The organism is Nocardioides sp. Z22_16, from assembly GCF_058134365.1.
This window is the reverse complement of the sequence record NZ_JBYTTI010000001.1, coordinates 575,216-597,272: the sequence shown is the minus strand read 5'-3', so window position 1 is coordinate 597,272 and position 22,057 is coordinate 575,216. Positions and strand designations below refer to the sequence as shown.

Here is a 22,057-nt window from a genome sequence, read left to right as displayed (position 1 = left end):
AGTCAGGGGGAGGGGGTGGGAGTCAGCGCCGCCGCCGCTGACGCTCGATCAGGGCCGACTGGAGATGCACGTCACCACGGTGCCGGTGCCACTCGCCGTCCGGTCCGAGCTCCCAGGCACTGGTCCCGGGGTCGAAGGCGAGGTCGAGGACGGCTCCGAGCCGGTCCCGGTTGGCGCCGTCGGGCAGCCGCACCAGCACCTCCACGCGCCGGTCGAGGTTGCGGTGCATCATGTCGGCGGAGCCGAGCCAGGCGGTCGGGTCGCCGCCGTTGTCGAACCAGAAGACCCGGCTGTGCTCCAGGAAGCGGCCCAGCACCGAGCGCACCTGGACGGTCTCGGAGAGCCCGGGGACGCCGGGGCGGAGGGCGCAGATGCCGCGCACCAGCAGCTGGACCGGCACCCCGGCCTGGGAGGCGAGGTAGAGCGCGTCGATGACCGCCTCGTCGACCACCGAGTTGGCCTTGATCCGGATGCGCGCGGGCCGGCCGGCCAGGTGGTGGGCGACCTCGGCGTGGATCTGCTCGACCAGTCCGCTGCGGACGGTGGCGGGGGCGACCAGGAGCGTCTCGTAGGAGACGTTGCGGGAGATGCCGGAGAGGTTGTTGAAGAGGTGGGCGACGTCCTCCCCGATGGCGTCGTCGCAGGTCAGCAGCCCGAGGTCCTCGTAGAGCCGGGCGGTCTTGGGGTTGTAGTTGCCGGTCCCGATGTGGGTGTAGCGACGGATCCCGTCGGGGTCCTCGCGGACCACCATCGCGAGCTTGCAGTGGGTCTTGAGGCCGACCAGGCCGTAGACCACGTGGCACCCGGCCTGCTCGAGCTTGCGGGCCCAGCGGATGTTGGCCTGCTCGTCGAAGCGGGCCTTGATCTCCACGATCACCAGCACCTGCTTGCCCGCCTCCGCGGCGTCGACGAGGGCGTCGATGATCGGGGAGTCGCCGGAGGTGCGGTAGAGCGTCTGCTTGATCGCCAGCACGTGCGGGTCGGCGGCGGCCTGCTCCAGGAAGCGCTGCACGGAGGTGGCGAAGGAGTCGTAGGGGTGGTGCAGCAGCACGTCGTGGCGGCGTACGGCGTCGAAGACGTCGACCGGGGAGGAGGACTCCACCTCGGCCAGCAGCGGGTGGGTGGTGGGCACGAACGTGGGGTACTGCAGGTCCTCGCGGGGGAGGTCGGCGATGCCGTGCAGCCCTCGCAGGTCCAGTGGGCCGGGCAGCGCGAAGACCTCGTCGGCGTGCACCCCCAGCTCGGAGACGAGCAGGTCACGCATCCGGTCGTCCATGGAGTCCTCGATCTCCAGGCGCACCGGGGGGCCGAACTTGCGGCGCAGCAGCTCCTTCTCCAGGGCCTTGAGGAGGTTCTCGGCGTCGTCCTCCTCGACCTCGAGGTCCTCGTTGCGGGTGACCCGGAAGGTGTGGGAGCGGACCACCTCCATCCCCGGGAAGAGGCGCTTGAGGTGCTCGCGGATGACGTCCTCGAGCGGCACGAACCGCTGGTTGCCGACCGGCACGAAGCGGTTGAAGATCTGCGGCACCTTGACCCGGGCGAAGTGCTCGACGCCGGTCTCGGGATCGCGGACGATGACGGCGAGGTTGAGGGAGAGGCCGGAGATGTAGGGGAAGGGGTGGGCCGGGTCGACCGCCAGCGGGGTGAGCACCGGGAAGACGCGCTCCTTGAAGAGCCGCTTGCACTGCTTCTGCTCCTCCCGGGTCAGCTGGTCCCAGCGGACCAGCTCGATGCGCTCGTCGCGCAGCGCCGGGATCACCTCGTCGAGGAAGAGCCGGGCCTGGCGCCTCATCAGCGCGCCGGCCTGCAACGAGATCTGCTTCAGCTCCTCGCGGGGGAGCAGCCCGGAGGCGGCCCGGACGGCGACGCCCGCGGCGATCCGGCGCTTGAGGCCGGCGACCCGGACCATGAAGAACTCGTCGAGGTTGCTGGTGAAGATGGCCAGGAAGCGGGTGCGCTCCAGCAGCGGGACGGACGGGTCCTCGGCCAGCTCCAGCACCCGCTGGTTGAAGCGGAGCCAGGAGAGCTCGCGGTCCAGGAAGCGGTCGCCGTACTGCTCCACCGCCGCGACGGTCTCGGCGTCGGGGACGTACGGCGGCTCCACGTCGAAGGTGTCCGGCGCGTGGGCGAACGGCTCGGACTCACCCGGCCCTTCCTCACTGGCCGCGCCGACGTGGATGGGGAGCGGTGAGGACATGGTCCTCAGTGTGGCACCGCTCGGTGAACGGGAGGTGGCCGAGAGCACGCGCCGCGGCCCGCGCGTTCGGGCGACAGCCAGGTGAGAGCCGGGTGACAGCGCCGCCGGCCCTCCCTAGGGTGCCCTCATGTCGAGGAACCCGCTGCCGGAGCACGTCGTCCCGAGGCGCTACCGGCAGGACCCGGGATGGTCCGAGCGGGCGGCCGCCCCGTTGCGGCTGGTCGCCGGCCCCGGCGCCAAGCCGACGCCCGCCGACGTGGTGCGGCTCCAGAAGGGGCTGCTGCGCCGCGACGAGCCGGGTGCCGCGCTGGTCGAGGCGATCCGGCGCGACCGCAGCGTCACGATGGGCCAGGTGTCGCACGCCCTCGAGCACGGGGTCGGTCCGGAGGGGCCGGCTGCCCTGCGCGCCTTCGTCGACGCCCTGGAGCCGCGCCCCGCCTGGGTCGACGACGAGCTGCTGGCGCGCGGCGCGCGCGCCTGCCGCCGGTTCGGGGTGGACGGGCTGCGGGTGCTGGGCCTCGGCTCGCTGCTCGGCGGCTACCGGACCGCGGCGGCGCTGGAGCCTCTGGTGCGGACCGGCCGGCTGGTCGGCCCCGACGCCGGTGGGCGGCTGGCCGAGACCACCGCCTGGTGGCTCGCGATCACCGCGCCCGGCGGGCTCGCGGCCCGCGCTCCGGGCTGGCGCGCGGCGGTCCACGTCCGGGTGGTGCACGCGATGGTGAACGACCAGCTGGAGCACGCCGACGACTGGGACTGGCGACTGCGCGGCACGCCGATCAACCAGTACGACCAGGCCAGCACCCTGGGGGTCTTCAGCACCAGCTTCCTGCTGCACGCCCGGCTGCTCGGTCACCGGGTCTCGCGGCGCGACGGCGACGCGGTCATGCACCTGTGGTCCTACGTCGGGTGGCTGATGGGGGTCGACGAGGAGTGGCTGCCGCGCACCGAGCGGATCGGCCGCCGGCTGCTCTACCGGTTCCTCGCCGCCGACCCGCCGCCCGACCAGAACACCCGCGACCTCGCCCGGGCCCTGATCGCGTCGATCGACTCCGTCGAGCGCGGGCAGGCGGCGACCCGCTGGGAGCGGGAGCGGGTGCTGAGCACCGCGACCGGGCTGCTCGGACCGGGAGCGATGCGCGACTTGGGCCTCCCGGTGCGCCCGCCCTGGTTCACCGCCTGGCGGATGGCGGTCAACGTCCCGCTCACCCATGGGCTGGGTCGGCTCCCGGGCACCGGGGAGCTGCTGCTCCGGCGCGGCAACGCGTCGATCCGACGCGAGCTGGAGCGGCTGGGCCAGGAGACCGCCGGGGTCTGAGCGGGAGCCGGGGTCAGCGCTCGAGGAGCAGGGTGAAGGGGCCGTCGTTGACCGACTCGACCTGCATGTCGGCGCCGAAGATCCCCTTCTCCACCCGGGCTCCGAGCGCCTCCAGCTCGCCGCAGAACTCGTCGTACACCGGCTCGCTGACCGGCCCCGGCGCGGCGGCGGACCAGGTCGGTCGGCGCCCCTTGACCGCGTCGCCGTAGAGGGTGAACTGGCTGACCACCAGGATCGGCGCGTCCACCTCGCTCGCCGAGCGCTCCTCGGGCAGCACGCGCAGCCCCCAGACCTTCCGGGCCATCCAGGTGATCTCGGCGGGTCCGTCGTCATGGGTGACCCCGAGATAGACGAGCAGGCCGGGCCCGTGGAGCTGCCCCACAACTCTTCCGTCCACAGAGACCGAAGCCGACACCACTCGCTGAACCACGGCGCGCACGAAGAACATCCTCCTGTCGATGCTGGGGCTGTGGACCCCGAGTCTGCCAGCATGGGCCCATGCCAGGCCCCCTCCTCGTCACCGTCGCCCCGACCGGGGCCGAGACCTCCAAGGCCGAGTGCCCCCAGCTGCCGACCACCACCGAGGAGCTGGTCGCCACCGCGCGGGAGTGCGAGGCTGCCGGGGCCGCGATGATCCACGTGCACGTCCGCGACGGCGAGCACCGGCCCACCCTCGACGCCGGGCGACTCCGGGAGACGGTCGCCGCGCTGCGCGAGAGCACCGACCTGGTGGTGCAGCTCTCGACCGGCGGCTCGGTCCACGACCCGCTGGCCGACCGGCTCAAGGTCCTCGACGCGGAGCCCGACTCCTGCAGCCTCACCATGGGCACCACCAACTTCGGCGACGACGTCTTCCTCAACCCGTGGCCGTTCGTGGTCGAGCTCTACCAGCTGGCCCAGGAGCGGGCGGTGGTGCCGGAGTTCGAGCTCTTCGACCTCGGGCAGGTGCACGCGCTGACCCGGCTGCTTGACCGCTACGGGCTGCCCGCCGGCGGCAAGGTCCACGTCGACCTGGTGATGGGGGTCCCCGGCGGCATGGACGGCACGGCGGACGCCATGGTCGCCGCCGTCCGCGACCTGCCGGCCGAGGTCACCTCCTGGTCGGCCACCGGGATCGGCCGCTCCACCCTGCCGGTGATGCTGGCCTCGCTCGCCAAGGGCGGCCACCTGCGGGTCGGCATGGAGGACGTGCTGACGATCAGCCGCGGCGTCCCGGTGGAGTCCAACGCCCAGCTGGTACGCCGGGCCGTGGCGGCCGGTGCGCTCGCGCAGCGCGAGCCGATGACCCCCGCCGCGGCGCGCGAGCTGCTCGGCGTACGAGCCCGCTCCTAGCAGCCGCCTGCCGGCCCCCACCCGCCGGCGCCCGCCGGACGTCATCGTGAGCGGTGCCCCGGGCGACCGGCGGTGATGACGTCTCGCGGGGGGCCTGCCGGACGTCATCGTGAGCGGGGCTCCGGGCGACCGGCGGTGATGACGTCCGCCCGAGGCCGCGCGAGCGTCCCGCGTGAGACGGCCCGGGAGCTCAGTAGACGAGCGCCTGGACGCCCTCGCCGAGGACCTCCTCGGCGAAGAGGGCGGCGCCGGCCACCCGGACGCCGGGCACCATGTCGGCCTCGACGAGCCCGCGGCGGGCGGCGCACTGCGAGCAGACCGTCAGCGTGCCGGCGCCGAGCACGGCGTCGCGCAGCTGGGACAGCGGCGTGGCCAGCGGCAGGTCGAACTCCTCGGCGCGTCCCGGGACCCCCATCCAGGCGGCGTCCCCGGTGAGCCAGAGCGAGACCTCCGCGCCGGCGGCGGTCGCTGCGGCGGCGACGGTGAACGCCTGGTTGAGGCGCTCGGCGTCCTCGGCTCCGCAGGTGACCTTGACGACCAGTGCGCGACTCATGGGCCCACTCTAGGTCCGCGTCCGCCGGGCGTCGCCCGCCCGCTCAGCCCAGGGCCGAGAGCAGCGCGGCGGCGGTGGCGAGCGCTTCCTCGGTGAGCTGCTGCCGGGGAAACGGGTCCTGCGGCGAGGGCATCGTCGAGGCGAAGACCTGGACGACGGTGGCGTCGCCGGCGGCGATCACCTGGAGGCCGGGCTGGGTCTGCGACCCGCCCTGGACCAGCCAGGCCTCGCTCCCGTCGTCGAGCGTGGCGCGCGCGATCTCCCCGCCGGGCAGCTCCGCCTCGTCCTTCAGCTCCGCGAAGGTCGGGGAAGACCCATCGGCGCTTTCCTCGAGGTACCACCAGATCCACACGCCGCGCTCGTCGGCCGACTCGGGCTCGCAGACCAGGGTCTCCCGGGGCTTGCGGGGCTCGATGGCGGCCTGTGTCACCCCGGTGATCCGGGCGAGCTGGTCCGCGGAGAGCAGGCACTGCGCCGCGTCGGGCGCGGCACCATCCTCGGACGGCGTCTCGGTCGCGGCGGGGGAGGCCGGATCGGGGGCCTTGCTTGGCGCCTCCTCGGTCGCCTGCCCCTGGCACCCTGCCAGCAGCCCTGCCAGCAGCAGGGTGCACGCGGCGAGCGAGAGGGCGCCGGTGCGCCGCCGGGGGCGTCGCGGGCGGTGCGTCGGCGTCGGTCGCATGGCCAGGGGTATGCCCCGCGGGCCGTCTGCCAAACCGGGCGGCCGGGCGCCGCACTACAGTGGCGGTATGCCGTTCGAGCTCCCCGACAACCTGCACCCCAACTGCGGCCCGGTCGCCTGGCTGCTCGGCACCTGGCGCGGAAACGGCCACGGCGACTACCCGACGATCGAGAAGTTCCAGTTCGGCCAGGAGCTGATCTTCACCCACGACGGCCGCCCCTTCTTCCACTACATGTCGCGTGCCTGGGTCCTCGACGAGAACGGCGAGAAGGTCCGTGACGGCGCCATCGAGACCGGCTTCCTGCGCTGCCCCGAGCCCGGCAAGGTCGAGTTCCTGCTCGCGCACAACACCGGCTTCGTCGAGGTCTGGTACGGCGAGGCCACCGGCGGCAAGCTCGACCTGACCACCGACGCCGTGGTCCGCACCGAGTCGGCCAAGGAGGTCACCGCAGGCAAGCGGCTCTACGGCAACGTCGAGGGCGACCTGCTCTACGCCTACGACATGGCTGCGGTGGGCCAGGCGCTGCAGCCTCACCTGTGGGCGCGCCTGAAGCGGGCGTGACCGGGCGATGACGGCGGGCTCCGACCACCTCGCCGAGGCGCTGCGCGGCAGCGGCCTGCGGCTGACCCCGCAGCGCCGGCTGGTGCTGGAGGCCGTCGAGGAGCTCGGCCACGCCACCCCCGACGAGATCCGCGACCAGGTCGGCGGGGCGGCCAACCTCTCCACCGTCTACCGCGCGCTCGACGTGCTCGAGCAGCTCGGCCTGGTGCGGCACACGCACCTGAGCGACCGGGCGCCCACCTACCACTCGACCAGGGAGTCCGAGCACATCCACCTGGTGTGCCGGAATTGTCGCAAGGTCACCTCGGTTGACCCTGAGGAGGCCGAGCAGTTCCTCGGCCTGCTGCGGGCCCGGCACGGGTTCGTGACGGACGTCGGGCACCTGGCGATCTTCGGACGATGTGAGGACTGTGATGAGCACGGCGACGACCAGCCCGTTCCTTGACCTGCTCGGGGCGGTGAGCGGCGACGGCGTCGACGCTCCGGTGGCCGCGCACTACGGCTCCTTCAACCTGGAGCAGCGCACCCTCGCCTCGGGCGACGGCTTCGTGGACCTCTCCCACCGTGACGTCTTCCGGGTCACCGGCCCCGACCGGCTGACCTGGCTCCACTCGCTGACCACCCAGCATCTGGAGGCGCTGCCTCCCAAGACGCCGACGCAGGCGCTGGTGCTGAGTCCCCAGGGCCACGTCGAGCACCACTTCCACGGGGTCGACGACGGCGAGACCTTCCTGGCCCACACCGAGCCGGGCGCCGGCGAGGCGCTGGTGCAGTGGCTCGACCGGATGCGCTTCATGATGCGGGTCGAGGTGACGCCCGCCGACGACCTCGCGGTGATGTGGCGCCCGGCCGGGGGCGGCACCTTCGACCTGGTGCCGCGCGACCAGCTCACGGCGTACGCCGAGGCGGCCGGGCCGGCGTGCGGCCTGTGGGCCTACGACGCGCTGCGCATCGAGCGCGGCGAGCCGCGCTTCGGCGTCGACACCGACCACCGCACGATCCCCAACGAGGCGGGCTGGATCGGCTCCGCGGTGCACCTGGACAAGGGCTGCTACCGCGGGCAGGAGACGGTCGCCCGGGTGCACACCCTGGGGCGCCCGCCGCGTCGGCTGACCCTGCTCCACCTCGACGGCACCGAGAACAGGCTGCCGGAGATCGGGGCGGCGGTGAGCCACGGCGACAAGGTGGTCGGGTTCGTCGGCTCCTCCGCCCGGCACCACGAGCTGGGCCCGATCGGGCTGGCCATGCTCAAGCGCAACGTGCCGGTCGACGCCCAGCTGAGCGTGGCCGAGATGCCGGCGACGCAGGAGGTCGTGGTCGACCCGGAGGTCGGGCTGCACGTGCGGCCCAAGCTCCGCTGACCGCTCAGGGGCGGGCGTACATCACGTGGGTGTCCGCCTCGGCGTGGTGGAACCCCAGCCCGGCGTAGGTCGCCACCGCCGCGGCGTTGTCGGCCTCGACGTAGAGGATCACCTCCGAGACGCCCCGGGTGGCGAGGTGCGCGAGCCCGGTGTGGGTGAGCAGCCGGCCCAGCCCGCGGCCCTGGGCGGCGGGGTCGACGGCGACGACGTAGACCTCGCCCTGCTGGGGGGAGTGCTGCTTGGTCCAGTGGAAGCCGAGCATCCGACCGCGCGGGTCGGTGGCGACGATCAGGCCCTCGGGGTCGAACCACGGCTCGGCCATCCGCAGTGCGAGGTTCTCCTCGTCCATCGCGCCCTGCTCGGGGTGGTGGGCGAACGCCGCCGCGTTGACCCGCAGCAGCTCGTCGCGGTCGCTCTCGCGCCAGCTGCGCACGACGACGTCGGCCGGCGGGTCGAGCGGGGGGAGCTCCTCGGCGGTGCGCCGCATCACCCACAGGTCGCGGACCCGCTCCCACCCGTGGCGGGCCGCCAGCCGTGCCGCCGCGGGGTGGTTGCCGTGGCTCCAGGCGCGGGAGACCTCCGGGTGCTCGGCGAGCACCTGGTCGACCAGGCTGCCGCCGAGGCCGCGCCCGCGGGCGGGCGGGTCGACGAGCAGGGCGAGCTCCTCGTCGCGCACCAGGGCCAGGCCGCCCTCGCGGCGCAGCGAGCGGAGGCGACCGGTGCGCAGCGCCATCAGGGTGGCCTCGTCGAACGGGGCGACGCCGTCCGCCACCTCGGCGCGGGAGATCAGGGCCTCGAGGGTGGGCATGCCCCGAGCCTAGGGGACACCCCTCAGGAGCCGGTGGTCTCCTGCTCGACGGGGAGGAGGCCCTCGGCCCGGCTGGGCAGGACGAAGCGGTAGCCGACGTTGCGGACGGTCCCGATCAGCGTCTCGTGCTCGGGGCCGAGCTTGGCGCGCAGGCGGCGCACGTGGACGTCGACCGTGCGGGTGCCCCCGAAGTAGTCGTAGCCCCACACCTCCTGGAGGAGCTGCTGGCGGCTGAAGACCCGGCCGGGGTGCTGGGCGAGGTACTTGAGGAGCTCGAACTCCTTGAAGGTCAGGTCGAGCGGCCGGCCGCCGATCCGGGCGGTGTAGGAGGCGTCGTCGACGACGACCTCGCCGGAGCGGATCACGTGGGCGTCGGGGTCGGCGGCGGCACGGGCGGCGGCGAGGCGACCGGTGGCCATCCGGATCCGGGCCTCGAGCTCTGCGGGGCCGCAGGTGTGGAGCACCACGTCGTCCATGCCCCAGTCGTGGGCGACCACGGCCAGCCCGCCCTCGGTGACGACGAGCAGGACCGGCACGTCGGCGCCGGTCGTGCGGATCAACCGGCACAGGTCGCGGGCCTGGGCGAGGTCCTGGCGTCCGTCGACGAGCACCAGGTGGGCGTCGGGGGCCTCGAGCAGGGCGCTGCCCTCGGCGGGCAGGATCTTGACCGCGTGGGGGAGAAGCGTCAGCCCCGGGAGCACCTCGGCCGAGGGCTGGAGGGCGCTGGTCAGCAACAGCAGCGTGCTCATGACCACCTCCTGTCGTAGCGACGTTGGGGGATGATATCCGTCATGGGAGCGCTGCAGGCCGACAATGGTCCAGCCGGTGGTCATGTCGCCGGGAACATCACCTTGCGCTACTGGGCGGGTGCGCGGCACGCGGCGGGCGTGGCGACCGACGTCGTGCCCGCCGACGAGGCCCTCACCTTGGAGGCGCTGGTGGAGCGGGCGATCGCGCTGCACCCCGACGCTGAGCGCCTCCCGCAGGTGCTCGGCGTCTGCTCGGCGCTGGTCGACGACCGGCCGGTGGGGCGCGCGGAGCCCGGGAGCGTGCTGGTCTCCCCGGGGTCGACGGTGGAGTTCCTCCCGCCCTTCGCGGGCGGCTGACGGCCAAATATCAGTGTTCAAGATCACTTTGCGCCCGTGACTTTGAAACCAGTCTCCTAACAAAGTAAAAACCACTAGCGTCCCGCTAGCCCGGCCCGCATTCGGCGGACCGCAGGTAGAAAGGCACAAGATGGGAACGCAGATCAGTGGCGCTTCGCGCCGACTGGTAAGTGCTGGGGCCGTTGGGGCCCTGGTCATGGGGGCTCTCTCGATGGGAGGCGTCCCTGCCTACGCCGCTGAGGACAACCTCCGCGGCACCGTGGTCGACCCGAAGGGCAACCCGGTCAGCGGGTACCTCTCGGTCTACACGACGAGTGGTTCCTACGTCACCGACGCCTACGTGGACCTCGGCCGTGTCTCCGCCACCGTGCCCGCCGGCACCTACACGGTCTCGTTCGACCCCTTCGACTCGCGCCTGCGCACCGAGTACTACCTCGACCAGGCCACCGCCGCCACCGCCACCGCCGTCACCGTCGCCGACGGCGTCGCGCAGCTGTCGCCGTGGACGATCGACTACGCGCCGTACGTCGCGGGTGCCGTCACCGACGGTGCCGGCCGACCGATCTCCAACGCCAGCGTGGAGGTCTACGACGCCGCCAGCGGGAACCTGCGCGACCAGACCTACACCCGCAAGGACGGCAGCTTCCAGGCGCCGACCGGCACCGGTGACGTCAAGCTCCGGTTCGCCGCGCAGGGCTTCGCCACCGAGTGGTACAACGACCAGGTCTCCCTGGCCACCGCCACCCCGGTCAACGGTGCTGCCGGCCCCAACCTCGGCAACGTCGTCATGACCAAGGGCGCCACCATCGCCGGTGTCGTGACCAGCGACGCCGGGGTCCCGCTCGCGCGGATCCGGGTCAACGGCTACAACGCCGACACCGGCAGCAACGTCAGCGACTACACCGACTCCACGGGCGCCTACCTGCTCGAGGGTGTCTCGGCCGGCTCCTACGAGATCACGGCTGAGGACCCGGAGATCGGCGAGTACGTCAGCGAGTCCTACGACAACGTCGCGCCGGGCGGCACGCCCAACCTGGTCGCGGCCGCCAAGGACCAGGCCGTCACGGGTGTCAACTTCGCCCTCACCCCGCGGGTGGTCGAGCCGGTCACCGGCGTCGACCTCTCCGGCCGGGTGACCGACCAGAACGGCACGCCGCTCGTCGGCCTGCCGGTCGCCGCGTCGACCACCCCGGCCGACCTCGACGACCGCGAGTCCGTGGTCGCGTACACCAACCGTGACGGCGTCTACCAGTTCACCGAGCTCGACGGCATCCCCGACGACGCCATCAAGGTCTACGCCAACGGCTTCGGTCCCCGCGAGGAGGACTCCACCGGCATCGAGGCGTTCGGCGTCATCGGCGCCTGGTTCGGCGGCACCGAGTCCTACGAGAACGCCACCCCCGTCCCGACGGCCAGCCTGCCCGCCACCGCGGACATCCAGCTCGTCCGCCAGGGTGGGATCACCGGCACGGTGACCTCCGAGACCGGTGAGCAGCTCGAGTCCGCCGGTGTGACCGTCCACAACGAGGACGGCGACGCCATCGAGGGTGTCGACGTCGAGCTCGACGGCACCTACAAGCTCTCCTGGCTGCGTCCGGGCACCTACACGGTCTCCTTCTGGGCCGAGGAGCACGTGGGCGAGTTCTGGAACGGCACCGTGCGGAGCAAGGCGACCAAGGTCGTCGTCCCCTCGGGCGCCCGTACCGCCGGCATCGACGCCTCGCTCACCAAGTCGCTGGTCGCCGTCGACCGGCCGACCATCGCCGGCGAGGCGCTGGTGGGCAACACCCTCACGGCCGACCCGGGCGTGTGGAACGGCATGGGCAGCGCCAAGTTCAGCTACGAGTGGCTGGCCGACGGCGCCGTCGTCGCCACCGGCCCGACCCTGTCCCTGAGCGCCGCTCAGTTCGGCAAGGCCATCGCCGTGCGCGTGGGCAACCGCATCGAGACCACCGACCGGGTCTACTCCGGTGTCGCGGTCAGCGAGTCCACCGCCGCGGTCAAGTCCACCACCTCGACCAAGGCCAAGGCCAAGAAGGGCACGGTCGCGGTCAAGGTCTCGGCCCCGTCCATCGCCGCCTCCGCGGTCGACGGCAAGGTGGCCGTCAAGCTGGTGATCAACAAGAAGAAGATGGTGACCGTCGGCTCCGCCAAGGTGAAGAACGGCAAGGCCAAGGTCACGATCACCAAGGTGCTCGGCTCCAAGAAGATGAAGAAGGCCCTCAAGAAGCTCAAGGGCAAGAAGAAGAAGAACGCCAAGGTGGCCTTCGTCTTCACCGGCAAGAACTTCGTCGAGTCCAAGTCCACCGTCTCGAAGAAGAAGCTCGAGAAGGTCAAGGGCAAGGCCGGCAACAAGGGCAACAAGGGCAAGAAGAACAAGAAGAAGAAGGGCAAGAAGGGCAAGAAGTGATCCTCTGATCACCTCTGATCCCCTCTGATCCTCAGGTGGCCCCGTCCCGGCTCTGTGCCGGGGCGGGGCCACTGTCGTCCCCGGGCGACGGCACGCCCGCAGGCGGTGGGCTCGCGGGCGGGAATGGCGAACGTCGCTCCCGGCGTTGGGACTTGATGTGACGACCGGACAGTGGGTGCTCCTGATCGCCGTGGCTGCGGCCGTGGCGTTCGGCGGCTGGCGCGCCCGGACGGACGGCCGCTGGCGCGACCAGGCCGGGACCGGGACCGGGACCGGGACGCCGATCTCGGTCGTCGCGGACACCGAGTACGCCGACCGGCTGGGGGAGCGGGCGACGCTGCTCCAGTTCTCCAGCGCGTTCTGTGCCCCGTGCCGGGCGACCCGGCGCACGCTCGCGGAGGTCACCGAGGCGATGGACGACGTCGCGCACGTCGAGGTCGACGCGGAGTCCCACCTCGAGCTGGTGCGGCGGGTCGGGGTGCTGCGCACGCCGACGACGCTGGTGCTGGACGCCCAGGGACGCGAGGTGGCTCGCGCAGCCGGGGTGCCGACCCCTCAGCAGGTCCTCGCGGCGCTCGGGCGGCTGGCGGCACCCGTCACGGACGAGCGCTGACCACTATGTGGACGGGCGTCCCGAATGGCGAGACGCGCGTTTCTGGTCGGGCGACCTCCGGCCCTAGGCTCTTGCCCATGAGCTCGACCTGGTTGACGAAGCGGCGCGCGGTGGATCACTGCCGCATGCGCTCGTCCCTCTGTCGAATGTCCTGAGGGGCCGACCCCACGCTGCGCCCGGCCGTCCGGCCGGGATCCCGCAGCCCGTCGCCCCGCCGCGCGCCGCCCCCCGCGGCTGCCCGGCCCCGCCTGCCGTCCTCGCGCGGCCGGCGGTCGGAGACCTCGTCAGAGTCGAGCAGGACAGGACGCAGCATGAGCACCCAGATCGATCCGCGCGGCGCACGCTTCGCCGCCGCGATCACCACGGTCGTCCTGGCCGGGGTGCTGCTGACCGCGCCCGGGCCGGTGGCCACCGCGCTGCTCGCCGTCCAGGCGCTGGTCTTCGCGGTCGGCGCGCTCCGCGGCGTCCAGCACACGCCGTACGCCTGGCTCTTCCGCGCCCTCGTCCGGCCGCGGCTCTCCGCCCCGGCCCACCTCGAGGACGCCGCGCCCCCGCGTTTCGCGCAGTCCGTCGGGCTCGGCTTCGCCGTGGTCGGCCTGGCCGGGTTCGTCTCCGGCGTGACGGTCCTGGGCCTGGTCGCCACCGGCTTCGCGCTGGCCGCGGCCCTGCTCAACTCCGCCTTCGGCTTCTGCCTGGGCTGCGAGCTCTACCTGGTCGGCCGCCGGCTGGGCCTCAGGGCCGGCGCCGCGCGGGCCGCCCACCCCTCCTGATCCCCCGTCTCACGCTCCACGCACGTCGAGAAGCACCCACCCACCGAAAGAGAGAAGCAACCCATGAGCCGCGAAGACTCGCTCGTCACAGTCCAGTGGGTCGAGGACAACCTCGACACCCCCGGCATCGTCCTGATCGAGGTCGACGAGGACACCACGGCCTACGACAAGGGCCACATCCGCACCGCGATCAAGCTCGACTGGACCACCGACCTGCAGGACCAGGTGCGCCGCGACTTCGTCGACAAGGCGGGCTTCGAGAAGCTCCTCTCCGAGCGTGGGGTCGGCAACGACGACACCGTGGTGCTCTACGGCGGCAACAACAACTGGTTCGCGGCCTACGCCTACTGGTACTTCACGCTCTACGGCCACCGCGACGTCAAGCTGATGGACGGCGGCCGCAAGAAGTGGGAGCTCGACTCCCGCGAGCTGGTGCAGGAGGTCCCGACCCGGGAGAAGACCACCTACACCGCGACCGAGCAGGACCGCTCGATCCGCGCCTTCCGCGACGACGCGGTCGCCGCGATCGGCGTGCAGAACCTCATCGACGTGCGCAGCCCCGACGAGTTCGCCGGCCGCCTGCTCGCGCCGGCCCACCTGCCGCAGGAGCAGTCGCAGCGCGCCGGCCACATCCCGACCAGCCTCAACGTGCCGTGGAGCAAGAACTGCCACGACGACGGCACCTTCAAGTCCGACGACGACCTGCGCAAGCTCTACGACGAGGTCGGCATCGACGACTCCAAGGACACCATCGCGCTGTGCCGCATCGGTGAGCGCTCCTCGCTGACCTGGTTCGTCCTCCAGGAGCTGCTGGGCTTCAAGAACGTGAAGAACTACGACGGCTCGTGGACCGAGTACGGCTCCCTCGTCGGCGTCCCGATCGCCCTCGGCGACGAGCCCGGGGAGGCCTGAGATGTGCGGAGCGACTGAGGGCGGCCTCTCCCTGGACGGCGTCAACGTCGCCAAGGAGGCCGTGATCCAGGGCCAGGTCACCCGCAGCGGCGAGCCGGTCGGCTCGGCGTACGTGCGGCTCCTCGACGCCACCGGCGAGTTCACCGCCGAGGTGCCGACCTCGGCCAGCGGCCACTTCCGCTTCTTCGCCAAGACCGGTGAGTGGACGCTGCGCACGCTGGCCCCCAAGGCCGACCCCGTGGACCGCACGGTCCGCGCCCAGATCGGCGAGGTGGCCGAGGTCGCCATCGCCGTCTGACCGGCCGACGCCCGAGCCCCGGCTCCCCTCGGGGGGAGGCGGGGCTTCGGCGCACCGGGGTGGCTGACCCACCGCTAAAGTCTACTTCTTCACTACACTTCGAGGTGCTGACCACCTCGATCCTTCCCGAGCAGGAGCCCCCATGACGTACCGCCCCGAGACCCTCGCCGTGCACGCCGGACAGGAGGAGGCCGACCCGACGACGAACTCGCGGGCCGTGCCGATCTACCAGACGACCTCCTACGTCTTCAACGACACCGAGCACGCGGCCAACCTGTTCTCGCTGGCCGAGCCGGGCAACATCTACACCCGGATCATGAACCCGACCCAGTCGGTCTTCGAGGACCGGATCAACCAGCTCGAGGGCGGCGTCGGGGCGCTCGCGACGGCCAGCGGCTCGGCGGCCACGACGTACGCCGTGCTCAACCTGACCTACGCCGGCGACAACATCGTGGCGCTCTCCACCCTCTACGGCGGCACCTACGCGCTCTTCGCCCACACGCTGCCGCAGTTCGGCATCGAGGTGCGGTTCGTCGACCCGGAGAAGCCCGAGGAGCTGGCCAAGCACGTCGACGAGAAGACCAAGCTGGTCTTCGGCGAGACCGTCGGCAACCCCAAGATCAACGTCATCGACATCCCGGCCTGGTCCGAGGCGGCGCACGCCGCGGGCCTCCCGCTGATCATCGACAACACCGCGCCGACTCCCTACCTGGTGCGCGCGCTCGAGCAGGGCGCCGACGTCGTGGTGCACTCGGCCACCAAGTACATCGGCGGTCACGGCACCTCCATCGGCGGCGTCATCGTCGACGCCGGGAAGTTCGACTGGGCAGCGCACTCCGACCGGTTCCCGGGGCTCACCAAGCCGGACCCGGCCTACCACGGCGCGGTCTGGACCGAGGCCGCCGGACCGGCGGCGTACATCATCCGCGCCCGCACGGTGCTGCTGCGCAACACCGGCGCGGCGATCACCCCGATGAACTCCTGGCTCTTCCTCCAGGGCCTCGAGACGCTCCACCTGCGGATGGAGCGGCACTCCGAGAACGCGCTGGCGGTCGCCCAGTACCTCGAGGGCCACGACGCCGTCTCCTGGGTGAGCTACCCGGGTCTGGAGTCCAGCGCCTACAAGGAGGTCGCGGACCGCACCTTCACCGGCAAGGGGTACGGCGGCATCCTCAGCTTCGGCCTCAAGTCCGGACGCGAGGGCGGCAAGACGTTCATCGAGTCGCTGGGGCTCTTCAGCCACCTGGCCAACATCGGTGACGCCAAGTCGCTGGCGATCCACAACGCCACCACCACCCACAGCCAGCTGACGCCCGAGGAGCTCGAGGCCGCCGGCGTGCCGGAGGACATGGTGCGGCTCTCGATCGGCATCGAGAACGTCGAGGACCTCATCGCCGACCTGGAGCAGGCGCTGGCCGCGGCCAAGTGAGCACTGCCGCGGACGTTTCGGATTGCTCACGCGTCCCCAGTTCGGGGCCTACCGGACCGTAGGTTGTGCCCCTAGGGTGAAGGGGCGCCGGCTTGGGAGGGACGGCGCGCCGGCCTTGGGAGGGGCCCCGCCATGAGCGCACGCGTCCTCAGGTACGTCCGCCCTCTGATCGCGGTCGCCCTGGTGGCCCTGGTCTCCGGGATGCTCCATCTCACGGCGACCGCGGGTGCCGGGGCGACCACGGTCCCGACGCCCGACGACCCCACGCCCAGCGAGGGGCCGATCTACCTCAAGGGCTGGGTGAAGGCGGGGGACGGAGGGTGGAGCCCCTACGTCGACAACCCCTCCCTGACGCTGTGGGCCCGGGAGGGCGGCACCGGCCCGTGGCAGCCGCGTCACGAGCTGCACAGCTCCAACGACGGGCTCTTCTACAGCGATCGCCTGGAGCCGGGGACCTACCGCCTCGAGGTGCGGGCGGAGGGCTGGATCTCCGAGTTCCATCCCGACGCGATCACGGTCGAGGATGCGCAGGACATCGTCCTGACCGGTCCCGGCACCTACAGCGTCTACCCCGAGCTGCGGCGCGGCGCCCGCGTGCTGGGTGGGCGTCTCACGGTGCGCGGTGAGCCGGTGCGGGTCACGGACGCGGTGGTCTCGCAGGTGCGGCACGACGGCTCGCTGGTCTACAGCTCGAGCACGGTCACCGACGAGGACGGCGTGTGGTCGGTCCGGGTGGACCCCGGGCGGTACCAGGTGCGCTTCGGGAAACAGCTCCCCGCGGCCGACCCGGTGTGGCTGGGGACCGCCGGGACGCGCACCACCGTCGAGGTGTCCACGGAGGACCTGACGGAGGTCGACCATGACCTCCGGGGAGGGGTGCTCCAGGGACAGGTCGGCGAGGACGGGGGGAGTCGCGTCGCCGACGTGCTGCTCGAGACCTGGGGGCCCGGCCCGGGGACGACGCCGTGCGTCGAGGCCGGGGTGCTGCCGCTCCGTACGGAGGGCCACTTCTCGGTGGTGGGACTCCGGGCAGGTACGTACTTCGCCAGCTCCCGCCCCCTCTATCCGGACGGGCCCTTCGAGGCGACGATGCCCGGCGGCCTGCCCTACCGTCCCTGCGGCGAGGGGTACGACGGGGTCGGCGTGCTCGTCGACGAGGACCGCGCCGCCTTCGTGGAGATCGAGCCGCGGCGCGTGGGGTCGTCGCCCAGCCCCAGCATCGACCCGAGCCCCAGCATCGACCCGAGCCCCAGCATCGACCCGAGTCCCAGCACCGACCCGAGTCCGACGGCGGGTCCGAGCCCGACGTTCGACCCGACGCCGTCGCCCGTCGACGGTCCGCTCCCGTTCGTCCTGGGGATCCCCAGGGTGGGCGGGGTGCTGGTGGGCCTGCCGTGGCCCCGTCCGGGGTGGACGGTCGCCCGCCAGTGGCTCCGGGACGGGAAGCCCGTCCCCGGAGCGACCGGCACGCTCCACGTCGTGCGCAAGGCGGACCGGGGCACGACGCTCTCGTTCCGCGTCACCTACTCACGAGCGGGCCAGCAGCCGTCCGTCGTGACCAGCCTCGGGGTGCGGGTGCGATGACGTCCCCGCTGCTCGCTGCCCTGAGGAGGGCCACCATGACCACACGCACGCCTGCACGATCCGTGCGCCAGGGCCTCGGCGCGGTGGCGGTGGCGTTCGCGCTGCTGCTCTCCACGTGGATGGTCACCGCCGCCGGCGCTGAGGACCCGCCCACCGCCGGGGTGGTCGTCGGCACCGTCACCGGGCCCGGCGGACCGGTCGAGGGAGCCGTCGCGGAGTTCTACGGGAGGACCCCCACCGGGTGGGTCCCGCTGGGCGTCTTCAGGACCGGCCCCGACGGCACCTACCGGACCTCCGACATCAAGGGGATCCTCGAGGTCCTGCAGGTCAGCGCCGTGCGGGTCCGGTTCCGGGCGCCGGGCCTGGTCCCCGAGTACCACCGCGGGCAGCCGGAGCTCGAGCTCGCGCAGGACCTCGAGCTCGTCGCGGGCGAGACCGTGGTCGATGCGCAGCTCGAGCGGGGAGCGCTCAGCCTGGGCGGCCGGCTCACCGTGGGTGGCAAGCCGGTGCGCGCGGCGAAGCTCAACGTGTTCCGGCAGGACGTCGCGGGCAGCTGGGTCCTCTACGAGGAGTTCCGGACGGACGCCGCCGGCGCGTGGACGGTGCCGGTGGCACCCGGTCGCTACCGGGTGGAGATAGACCACGGGATGGCGGGGATCCCGGTGCCGCCGGCCGAGGGAACAGACGTCGAGGTGACCACGGACCCCGTCGACGGCCTGGACCTGGACGTGGACGGCGGGGCCGTGCAGGGCCGGATCACCGGTGACGGGCGCGCGATCCAGGCGTCCGTCCTCCTCACCGACGTGGCGCCCGGCGGGTCCTGCCTCTCGATGCAACAGGTCCAGACGGACGCGTCGGGCTACTACGCCATCGTCGGGATGCCGCCGGGGGAGTACTACCTCCAGGCCGAATGGATCCTGGGCTCCTCCAAGGTCGTCGAGGTCTACGAGGACTCCACCGCCGAGTGCTCGGCGCCGTCGACCCCGATCCCGCTCGGTGCGGGGACCGTCACGAGCGTGGACATGGACCTCTCCAGCGGAGGATGGTCGGGCCCGACCCCCACACCCACGCCGCCACCGACCGCTCCTCCGACCCCGGTGCCGACCACGCCGGTCCCCACCCAGACGACCTCGCCTGTTCCCACGGTCGTGCCCACGGCTGTCCCTACGACGGCCCCGACGCCGTCGCCGGGCTGGTGGTCGCGTCCGGTGGTGGTCGGCACCGCCAGGGTCGGCAGCGCGCTGCTGGGCGTGGTGCTGCCGCGCCCCGGCTGGTCGCTGAGCCGTCAGTGGCTGCGCGACGGGAAGCCGATCTCGGGCGCGACGGGCTTCCTGTACCGGGTGACCACGCAGGACCGGGGCGCCGGCCTGTCGCTCCGGGCCACGTACCGCCGCGGGAGCGGGGGGCCGCTCGTGCTGGTCAGCGACGTCAAGACGGTGCGCTGAGGGGTCGCACCCCTGACCAGCCGCGGGGTGCTGATCGGCTGAGCAAGTAGGGTCGCCGCGTGAGCGGCACCCTTGGCTATGTGGAGACCCAGCGCGCCGTCCTGGCCTCCCACGCCGACCCGCTGCTGCTGCGCGGGGGCGGCCGCCTCGACCACGTCGAGGTCGCCTACGAGACGTACGGCGAGCTGTCGCCGGCCCGCGACAACGTGGTCTTCGTCTGCCACGCGCTCACCGGTGACGCCCACGCGGCCGGGATGCACGTCGGCGCCAAGAAGCGCGGCTGGTGGGACAACCTGATCGGACCGGGCAAGCCGGTCGACACCGACCGCTTCTTCGTCGTCAGCCCCAACCTGCTGGGCGGCTGCTCGGGCACGACGGGGCCGCTGTCGACCGACCCGGCGACCGGGTCGCCGTACTTCCTGGACTTCCCGCTGCTGCACATGAGCGACCTGGTGCAGGTGCACCGTCGGCTGCTGCGCCACCTGGGCGTGGAGCGGCTCTACGCCGGGGTGGGCGGCTCGCTCGGCGGCATGCAGGTGCTCCAGTGGGCGATCGACGCGCCCGACGAGGTCGACCGGGCGGTGGTGGTCGCCGCCTCCTCACGGCTCACCCCCGAGAACATCGCCTTCTCCGCGGTGGCGCGGGAGGCGATCATGGGCGACCCCGACTTCCACGGCGGCCGGTACGTCGAGCACGGCGTCACCCCGCGGCGCGGCCAGAAGGTGGCGCGGATGATGGCGCACATCACCTACGTGTCGGGGCAGTCGCTGGAGCGCAAGTTCGGCCACCGGCGCGACCGCACCGGCGACGACTGGACGCTGGCTCCCGACTTCGCCGTCGAGCACTACCTGCAGCACCAGGGGGAGACGTTCCTCGACCGGTTCGACGCGTTGAGCTACCTCTACCTGACCCGGCTGCTCGACTACTTCGACCCGTTCGGCGACCCGGGCACGGCGGAGGCGCTCGCGCGCGCGGTGACCCGGTTCCAGGTGACGTCGTTCGACTCCGACTGGCGCTTCGACACCGCGCAGTCGGTGCGGATGGTCGAGCGGCTGCGCGCCTGCGGGGTCGACGTCGACTTCGAGGAGCTCACCTCGCCGCACGGGCACGACTCCTTCCTGCTCTCGCCGGCGGGCTACCACGCACGGATCGCGAAGTTCCTCGACACCTGAGCGCTCGACCTCCCCTGTGGAGAAGTCCGGCGGGGGCGGCGGAGACCCGTTAGACATCTCTGGGAGTGATCGCCGAGCGGCGGTCCACGGCCCGCGAATCTGCCGTGGTCCACGTGTGGAGCGGGCGCGGTGGGGTCATGGTGGCTGCGGGGGCCCTGGGCCACTGGGGTGAAGACGGGGGGAAGCATGCGGGAGATCTTGGTCAGCCGGGACGACGTCGTGCAGGACGCGCTGGACTGGCGGCACGTGGTCAACCTGATGACGGACACAGCACGTGACTTCGACCGTGCGAGCACGGCGGTGCTGCCACCGGCCGTGCAGCCGGCCGGCACGGCGTTCGTGGAGGCCTGGGCGCTCTATGCCAGGGAGTCCGCGGACGACGCCGGCCACATCGTCACCTCGCTGGAGGAGACGCTGCGCGACTTCGACGTCACCGACGGCGGGCTCGCCGAGCGCTTCACCCAGCTCGCCGTCGGCTGTCCCCCGGACGAGCCGATCCCCGGCGTCACCGTGGGGTGTCCGGCCGCGCCGGAGGAGCCGTCGCCGCCCCCCGCCATGCCCAGCCTCAGCTCACGTCTCGGCCAGCTGCCATGAGCACGGTCAGCGTCGAGATCAGGCTCCCCGCCTCGGAGCCGGCTGTCCTCTTCAAGCCCGAGGGCGACCCCGCGGGCATCGACGCGATGGCCGCCGTCGTGCTGGAGGCCGCGGGTCGCTACGACGAGTACTCCGACGAGTCGCGGCAGTTCCACCGGATGCGCGGGTGGACCGGGGAGAGCAACGACACGTACGTCGCCAAGGCCAAGCGGGTCACGGTCCGGGCCGGCCGGATGCGCAACACCCTCAAGCGGACCGGCCGGGCGATGCTCGCCTGCGCCGACCGGCTTCGCAACCACCGTCGCACCTACGACGAGCTGGTGGAGCGGAAGCGGCGCCTCGACGAGAGGCTGGCGCGGCTCACCGCGGAGATGGAGGCCACGACCGAGGTGACGCCGGAGCAGGTCCAGCAGCTGCAGGACCGCGCCGACGAGCTCGCCCGGCGCTACCAGGGCCTGGTCGAGGACGACCGGGCGCTGCGCGAGCTGGTCCGCAGCAACGAGGAGCTGCTGGCCCAGACCCTGGAGTCGGCCACCGACCGCGACGACGTGACCGCGGTCGACGGCGGCCGCCCCGAGATCGCCCAGCGGGCGATGGAGCAGAAGGGCTCCCCGCTGGGCGGCGAGAGCAGCCCGGCCGAGGTCAAGGAGTGGTGGCGGAAGCTCTCCCCGGAGGAGCGGCGCGCCGTGACGGCGTCGTACTCACACCGGCTCGCGGACTCCGAGGGGATCCCGCCGGAGGTGCGGGAGCGGGCCGACCGGATCCGGGACGAGGAGGTGGCGACCCGGCTGCGCGCCAAGACGGCCGACGGCACCATCACCGCCGTCGAGGCGCAGTGGCTGGCCCGCCTCGAGCGGGAGGACGCGGCGCGACAGCGCTCGTGAGCTTCCCCGCCACGGCCCGGTGGGCCGCGGCGG

At 72.4% G+C, this 22,057-nt stretch carries 23 protein-coding genes; 17 read left to right on the top strand and 6 right to left on the bottom strand.

Annotated elements, in window-relative coordinates; genetic code table 11:
- Window positions 1–22 precede the first annotated feature (22 nt).
- Entirely contained in the window at window positions 23–2,197 is a 2,175-nt protein-coding gene (locus AC3X7R_RS02860; protein ID WP_489964045.1) for an RNA degradosome polyphosphate kinase, read from the bottom strand.
- Between the two features lie 127 nt (window positions 2,198–2,324).
- On the opposite strand from AC3X7R_RS02860, the gene AC3X7R_RS02855 reads away from it, so the two are divergent.
- Window positions 2,325–3,512, top strand: a complete 1,188-nt coding sequence (locus AC3X7R_RS02855) for an oxygenase MpaB family protein (RefSeq protein ID WP_489964044.1) — start codon at window positions 2,325–2,327, stop codon at window positions 3,510–3,512.
- A 13-nt stretch (window positions 3,513–3,525) separates the two neighbouring features.
- Here the strand turns inward: AC3X7R_RS02855 and dtd are convergent, their stop codons facing one another.
- Window positions 3,526–3,951 (bottom strand): D-aminoacyl-tRNA deacylase, encoded by a 426-nt coding sequence (gene dtd / locus AC3X7R_RS02850; RefSeq protein ID WP_489964043.1) that lies wholly within the window; start codon window positions 3,949–3,951, stop codon window positions 3,526–3,528.
- A gap of 59 nt (window positions 3,952–4,010) precedes the next feature.
- Between dtd and AC3X7R_RS02845 the strand changes: the two genes are divergently transcribed.
- Window positions 4,011–4,844, top strand: a complete 834-nt coding sequence (locus AC3X7R_RS02845; protein WP_489964042.1) for a beta-keto acid cleavage family enzyme — start codon at window positions 4,011–4,013, stop codon at window positions 4,842–4,844.
- A gap of 190 nt (window positions 4,845–5,034) precedes the next feature.
- Here AC3X7R_RS02845 and AC3X7R_RS02840 read toward each other — a convergent pair whose 3' ends face one another.
- The gene (locus AC3X7R_RS02840; RefSeq protein WP_489964041.1) at window positions 5,035–5,397 is read right to left on the bottom strand and encodes a DsrE family protein; all 363 of its coding nucleotides are present in this window, start codon (window positions 5,395–5,397) and stop codon (window positions 5,035–5,037) included.
- A 43-nt stretch (window positions 5,398–5,440) separates the two neighbouring features.
- Window positions 5,441–6,076: a hypothetical protein gene (locus AC3X7R_RS02835; RefSeq protein WP_489964040.1), complete on the bottom strand. Its 636-nt coding sequence runs from the start codon at window positions 6,074–6,076 to the stop codon at window positions 5,441–5,443.
- 67 nt (window positions 6,077–6,143) lie between these two features.
- Between AC3X7R_RS02835 and AC3X7R_RS02830 the strand changes: the two genes are divergently transcribed.
- From AC3X7R_RS02830 to ygfZ, 3 genes are read left to right on the top strand one after another with little or no spacing between them, the layout of a single operon-like run.
- Window positions 6,144–6,638 carry a heme-binding beta-barrel domain-containing protein gene (locus tag AC3X7R_RS02830; protein ID WP_489964039.1) on the top strand — a complete coding sequence of 165 codons (495 nt, stop codon included), beginning with the start codon at window positions 6,144–6,146 and terminating at the stop codon, window positions 6,636–6,638.
- 7 nt (window positions 6,639–6,645) lie between these two features.
- Window positions 6,646–7,083 carry a Fur family transcriptional regulator gene (locus tag AC3X7R_RS02825; RefSeq protein WP_489964038.1) on the top strand — a complete coding sequence of 146 codons (438 nt, stop codon included), beginning with the start codon at window positions 6,646–6,648 and terminating at the stop codon, window positions 7,081–7,083.
- Window positions 7,052–7,999, top strand: coding sequence for a CAF17-like 4Fe-4S cluster assembly/insertion protein YgfZ (gene ygfZ, locus AC3X7R_RS02820; protein ID WP_489964037.1), 948 nt, complete (start codon window positions 7,052–7,054; stop codon window positions 7,997–7,999). The genes AC3X7R_RS02825 and ygfZ overlap by 32 nt, the downstream gene beginning before the upstream one ends.
- 4 nt (window positions 8,000–8,003) lie before the next feature.
- On the opposite strand, the gene mshD is transcribed toward ygfZ, so the two are convergent.
- The gene (mshD, locus tag AC3X7R_RS02815) at window positions 8,004–8,807 is read right to left on the bottom strand and encodes a mycothiol synthase (protein ID WP_489964036.1); all 804 of its coding nucleotides are present in this window, start codon (window positions 8,805–8,807) and stop codon (window positions 8,004–8,006) included.
- A gap of 23 nt (window positions 8,808–8,830) precedes the next feature.
- Window positions 8,831–9,556, bottom strand: coding sequence for a response regulator transcription factor (locus AC3X7R_RS02810; RefSeq protein ID WP_489964035.1), 726 nt, complete (start codon window positions 9,554–9,556; stop codon window positions 8,831–8,833).
- Window positions 9,557–9,598: 42 nt separating this feature from the next.
- Between AC3X7R_RS02810 and AC3X7R_RS02805 the strand changes: the two genes are divergently transcribed.
- The 12 genes from AC3X7R_RS02805 to AC3X7R_RS02750 all read left to right on the top strand — a co-directional run bounded on the left by AC3X7R_RS02805 (window position 9,599) and on the right by AC3X7R_RS02750 (window position 22,024).
- Window positions 9,599–9,913 (top strand): MoaD/ThiS family protein, encoded by a 315-nt coding sequence (locus AC3X7R_RS02805; protein WP_489964034.1) that lies wholly within the window; start codon window positions 9,599–9,601, stop codon window positions 9,911–9,913.
- Between the two features lie 211 nt (window positions 9,914–10,124).
- Window positions 10,125–12,323, top strand: coding sequence for a carboxypeptidase-like regulatory domain-containing protein (locus AC3X7R_RS02800; protein ID WP_489964033.1), 2,199 nt, complete (start codon window positions 10,125–10,127; stop codon window positions 12,321–12,323).
- A 157-nt stretch (window positions 12,324–12,480) separates the two neighbouring features.
- Window positions 12,481–12,936, top strand: a complete 456-nt coding sequence (locus AC3X7R_RS02795) for a TlpA family protein disulfide reductase (protein ID WP_489964032.1) — start codon at window positions 12,481–12,483, stop codon at window positions 12,934–12,936.
- Between the two features lie 311 nt (window positions 12,937–13,247).
- Entirely contained in the window at window positions 13,248–13,706 is a 459-nt protein-coding gene (locus AC3X7R_RS02790; protein WP_489964031.1) for a DUF4395 domain-containing protein, read from the top strand.
- A gap of 63 nt (window positions 13,707–13,769) precedes the next feature.
- On the top strand, window positions 13,770–14,618 hold the full coding sequence (locus AC3X7R_RS02785) for a sulfurtransferase (RefSeq protein ID WP_489964030.1): 849 nt from the start codon (window positions 13,770–13,772) through the stop codon (window positions 14,616–14,618).
- Between the two features lies 1 nt (window position 14,619).
- Window positions 14,620–14,916: a DUF1416 domain-containing protein gene (locus tag AC3X7R_RS02780; RefSeq protein WP_489964029.1), complete on the top strand. Its 297-nt coding sequence runs from the start codon at window positions 14,620–14,622 to the stop codon at window positions 14,914–14,916.
- 142 nt (window positions 14,917–15,058) lie between these two features.
- Window positions 15,059–16,345, top strand: a complete 1,287-nt coding sequence (locus AC3X7R_RS02775) for an O-acetylhomoserine aminocarboxypropyltransferase/cysteine synthase family protein (RefSeq protein WP_489964028.1) — start codon at window positions 15,059–15,061, stop codon at window positions 16,343–16,345.
- Window positions 16,346–16,477: 132 nt separating this feature from the next.
- Entirely contained in the window at window positions 16,478–17,929 is a 1,452-nt protein-coding gene (locus AC3X7R_RS02770) for a hypothetical protein (RefSeq protein ID WP_489964027.1), read from the top strand.
- A gap of 35 nt (window positions 17,930–17,964) precedes the next feature.
- Window positions 17,965–19,374: a collagen binding domain-containing protein gene (locus AC3X7R_RS02765; protein ID WP_489964026.1), complete on the top strand. Its 1,410-nt coding sequence runs from the start codon at window positions 17,965–17,967 to the stop codon at window positions 19,372–19,374.
- A 59-nt stretch (window positions 19,375–19,433) separates the two neighbouring features.
- The gene (metX, locus tag AC3X7R_RS02760) at window positions 19,434–20,546 is read left to right on the top strand and encodes a homoserine O-acetyltransferase MetX (RefSeq protein WP_489964025.1); all 1,113 of its coding nucleotides are present in this window, start codon (window positions 19,434–19,436) and stop codon (window positions 20,544–20,546) included.
- 186 nt (window positions 20,547–20,732) lie between these two features.
- Complete coding sequence (locus AC3X7R_RS02755) at window positions 20,733–21,140, top strand: hypothetical protein (protein ID WP_489964024.1); 408 nt, start codon at window positions 20,733–20,735, stop codon at window positions 21,138–21,140.
- Complete coding sequence (locus tag AC3X7R_RS02750; RefSeq protein ID WP_489964023.1) at window positions 21,137–22,024, top strand: hypothetical protein; 888 nt, start codon at window positions 21,137–21,139, stop codon at window positions 22,022–22,024. The genes AC3X7R_RS02755 and AC3X7R_RS02750 overlap by 4 nt, the downstream gene beginning before the upstream one ends.
- The last annotated feature ends 33 nt before the right edge of the window (window positions 22,025–22,057 follow it).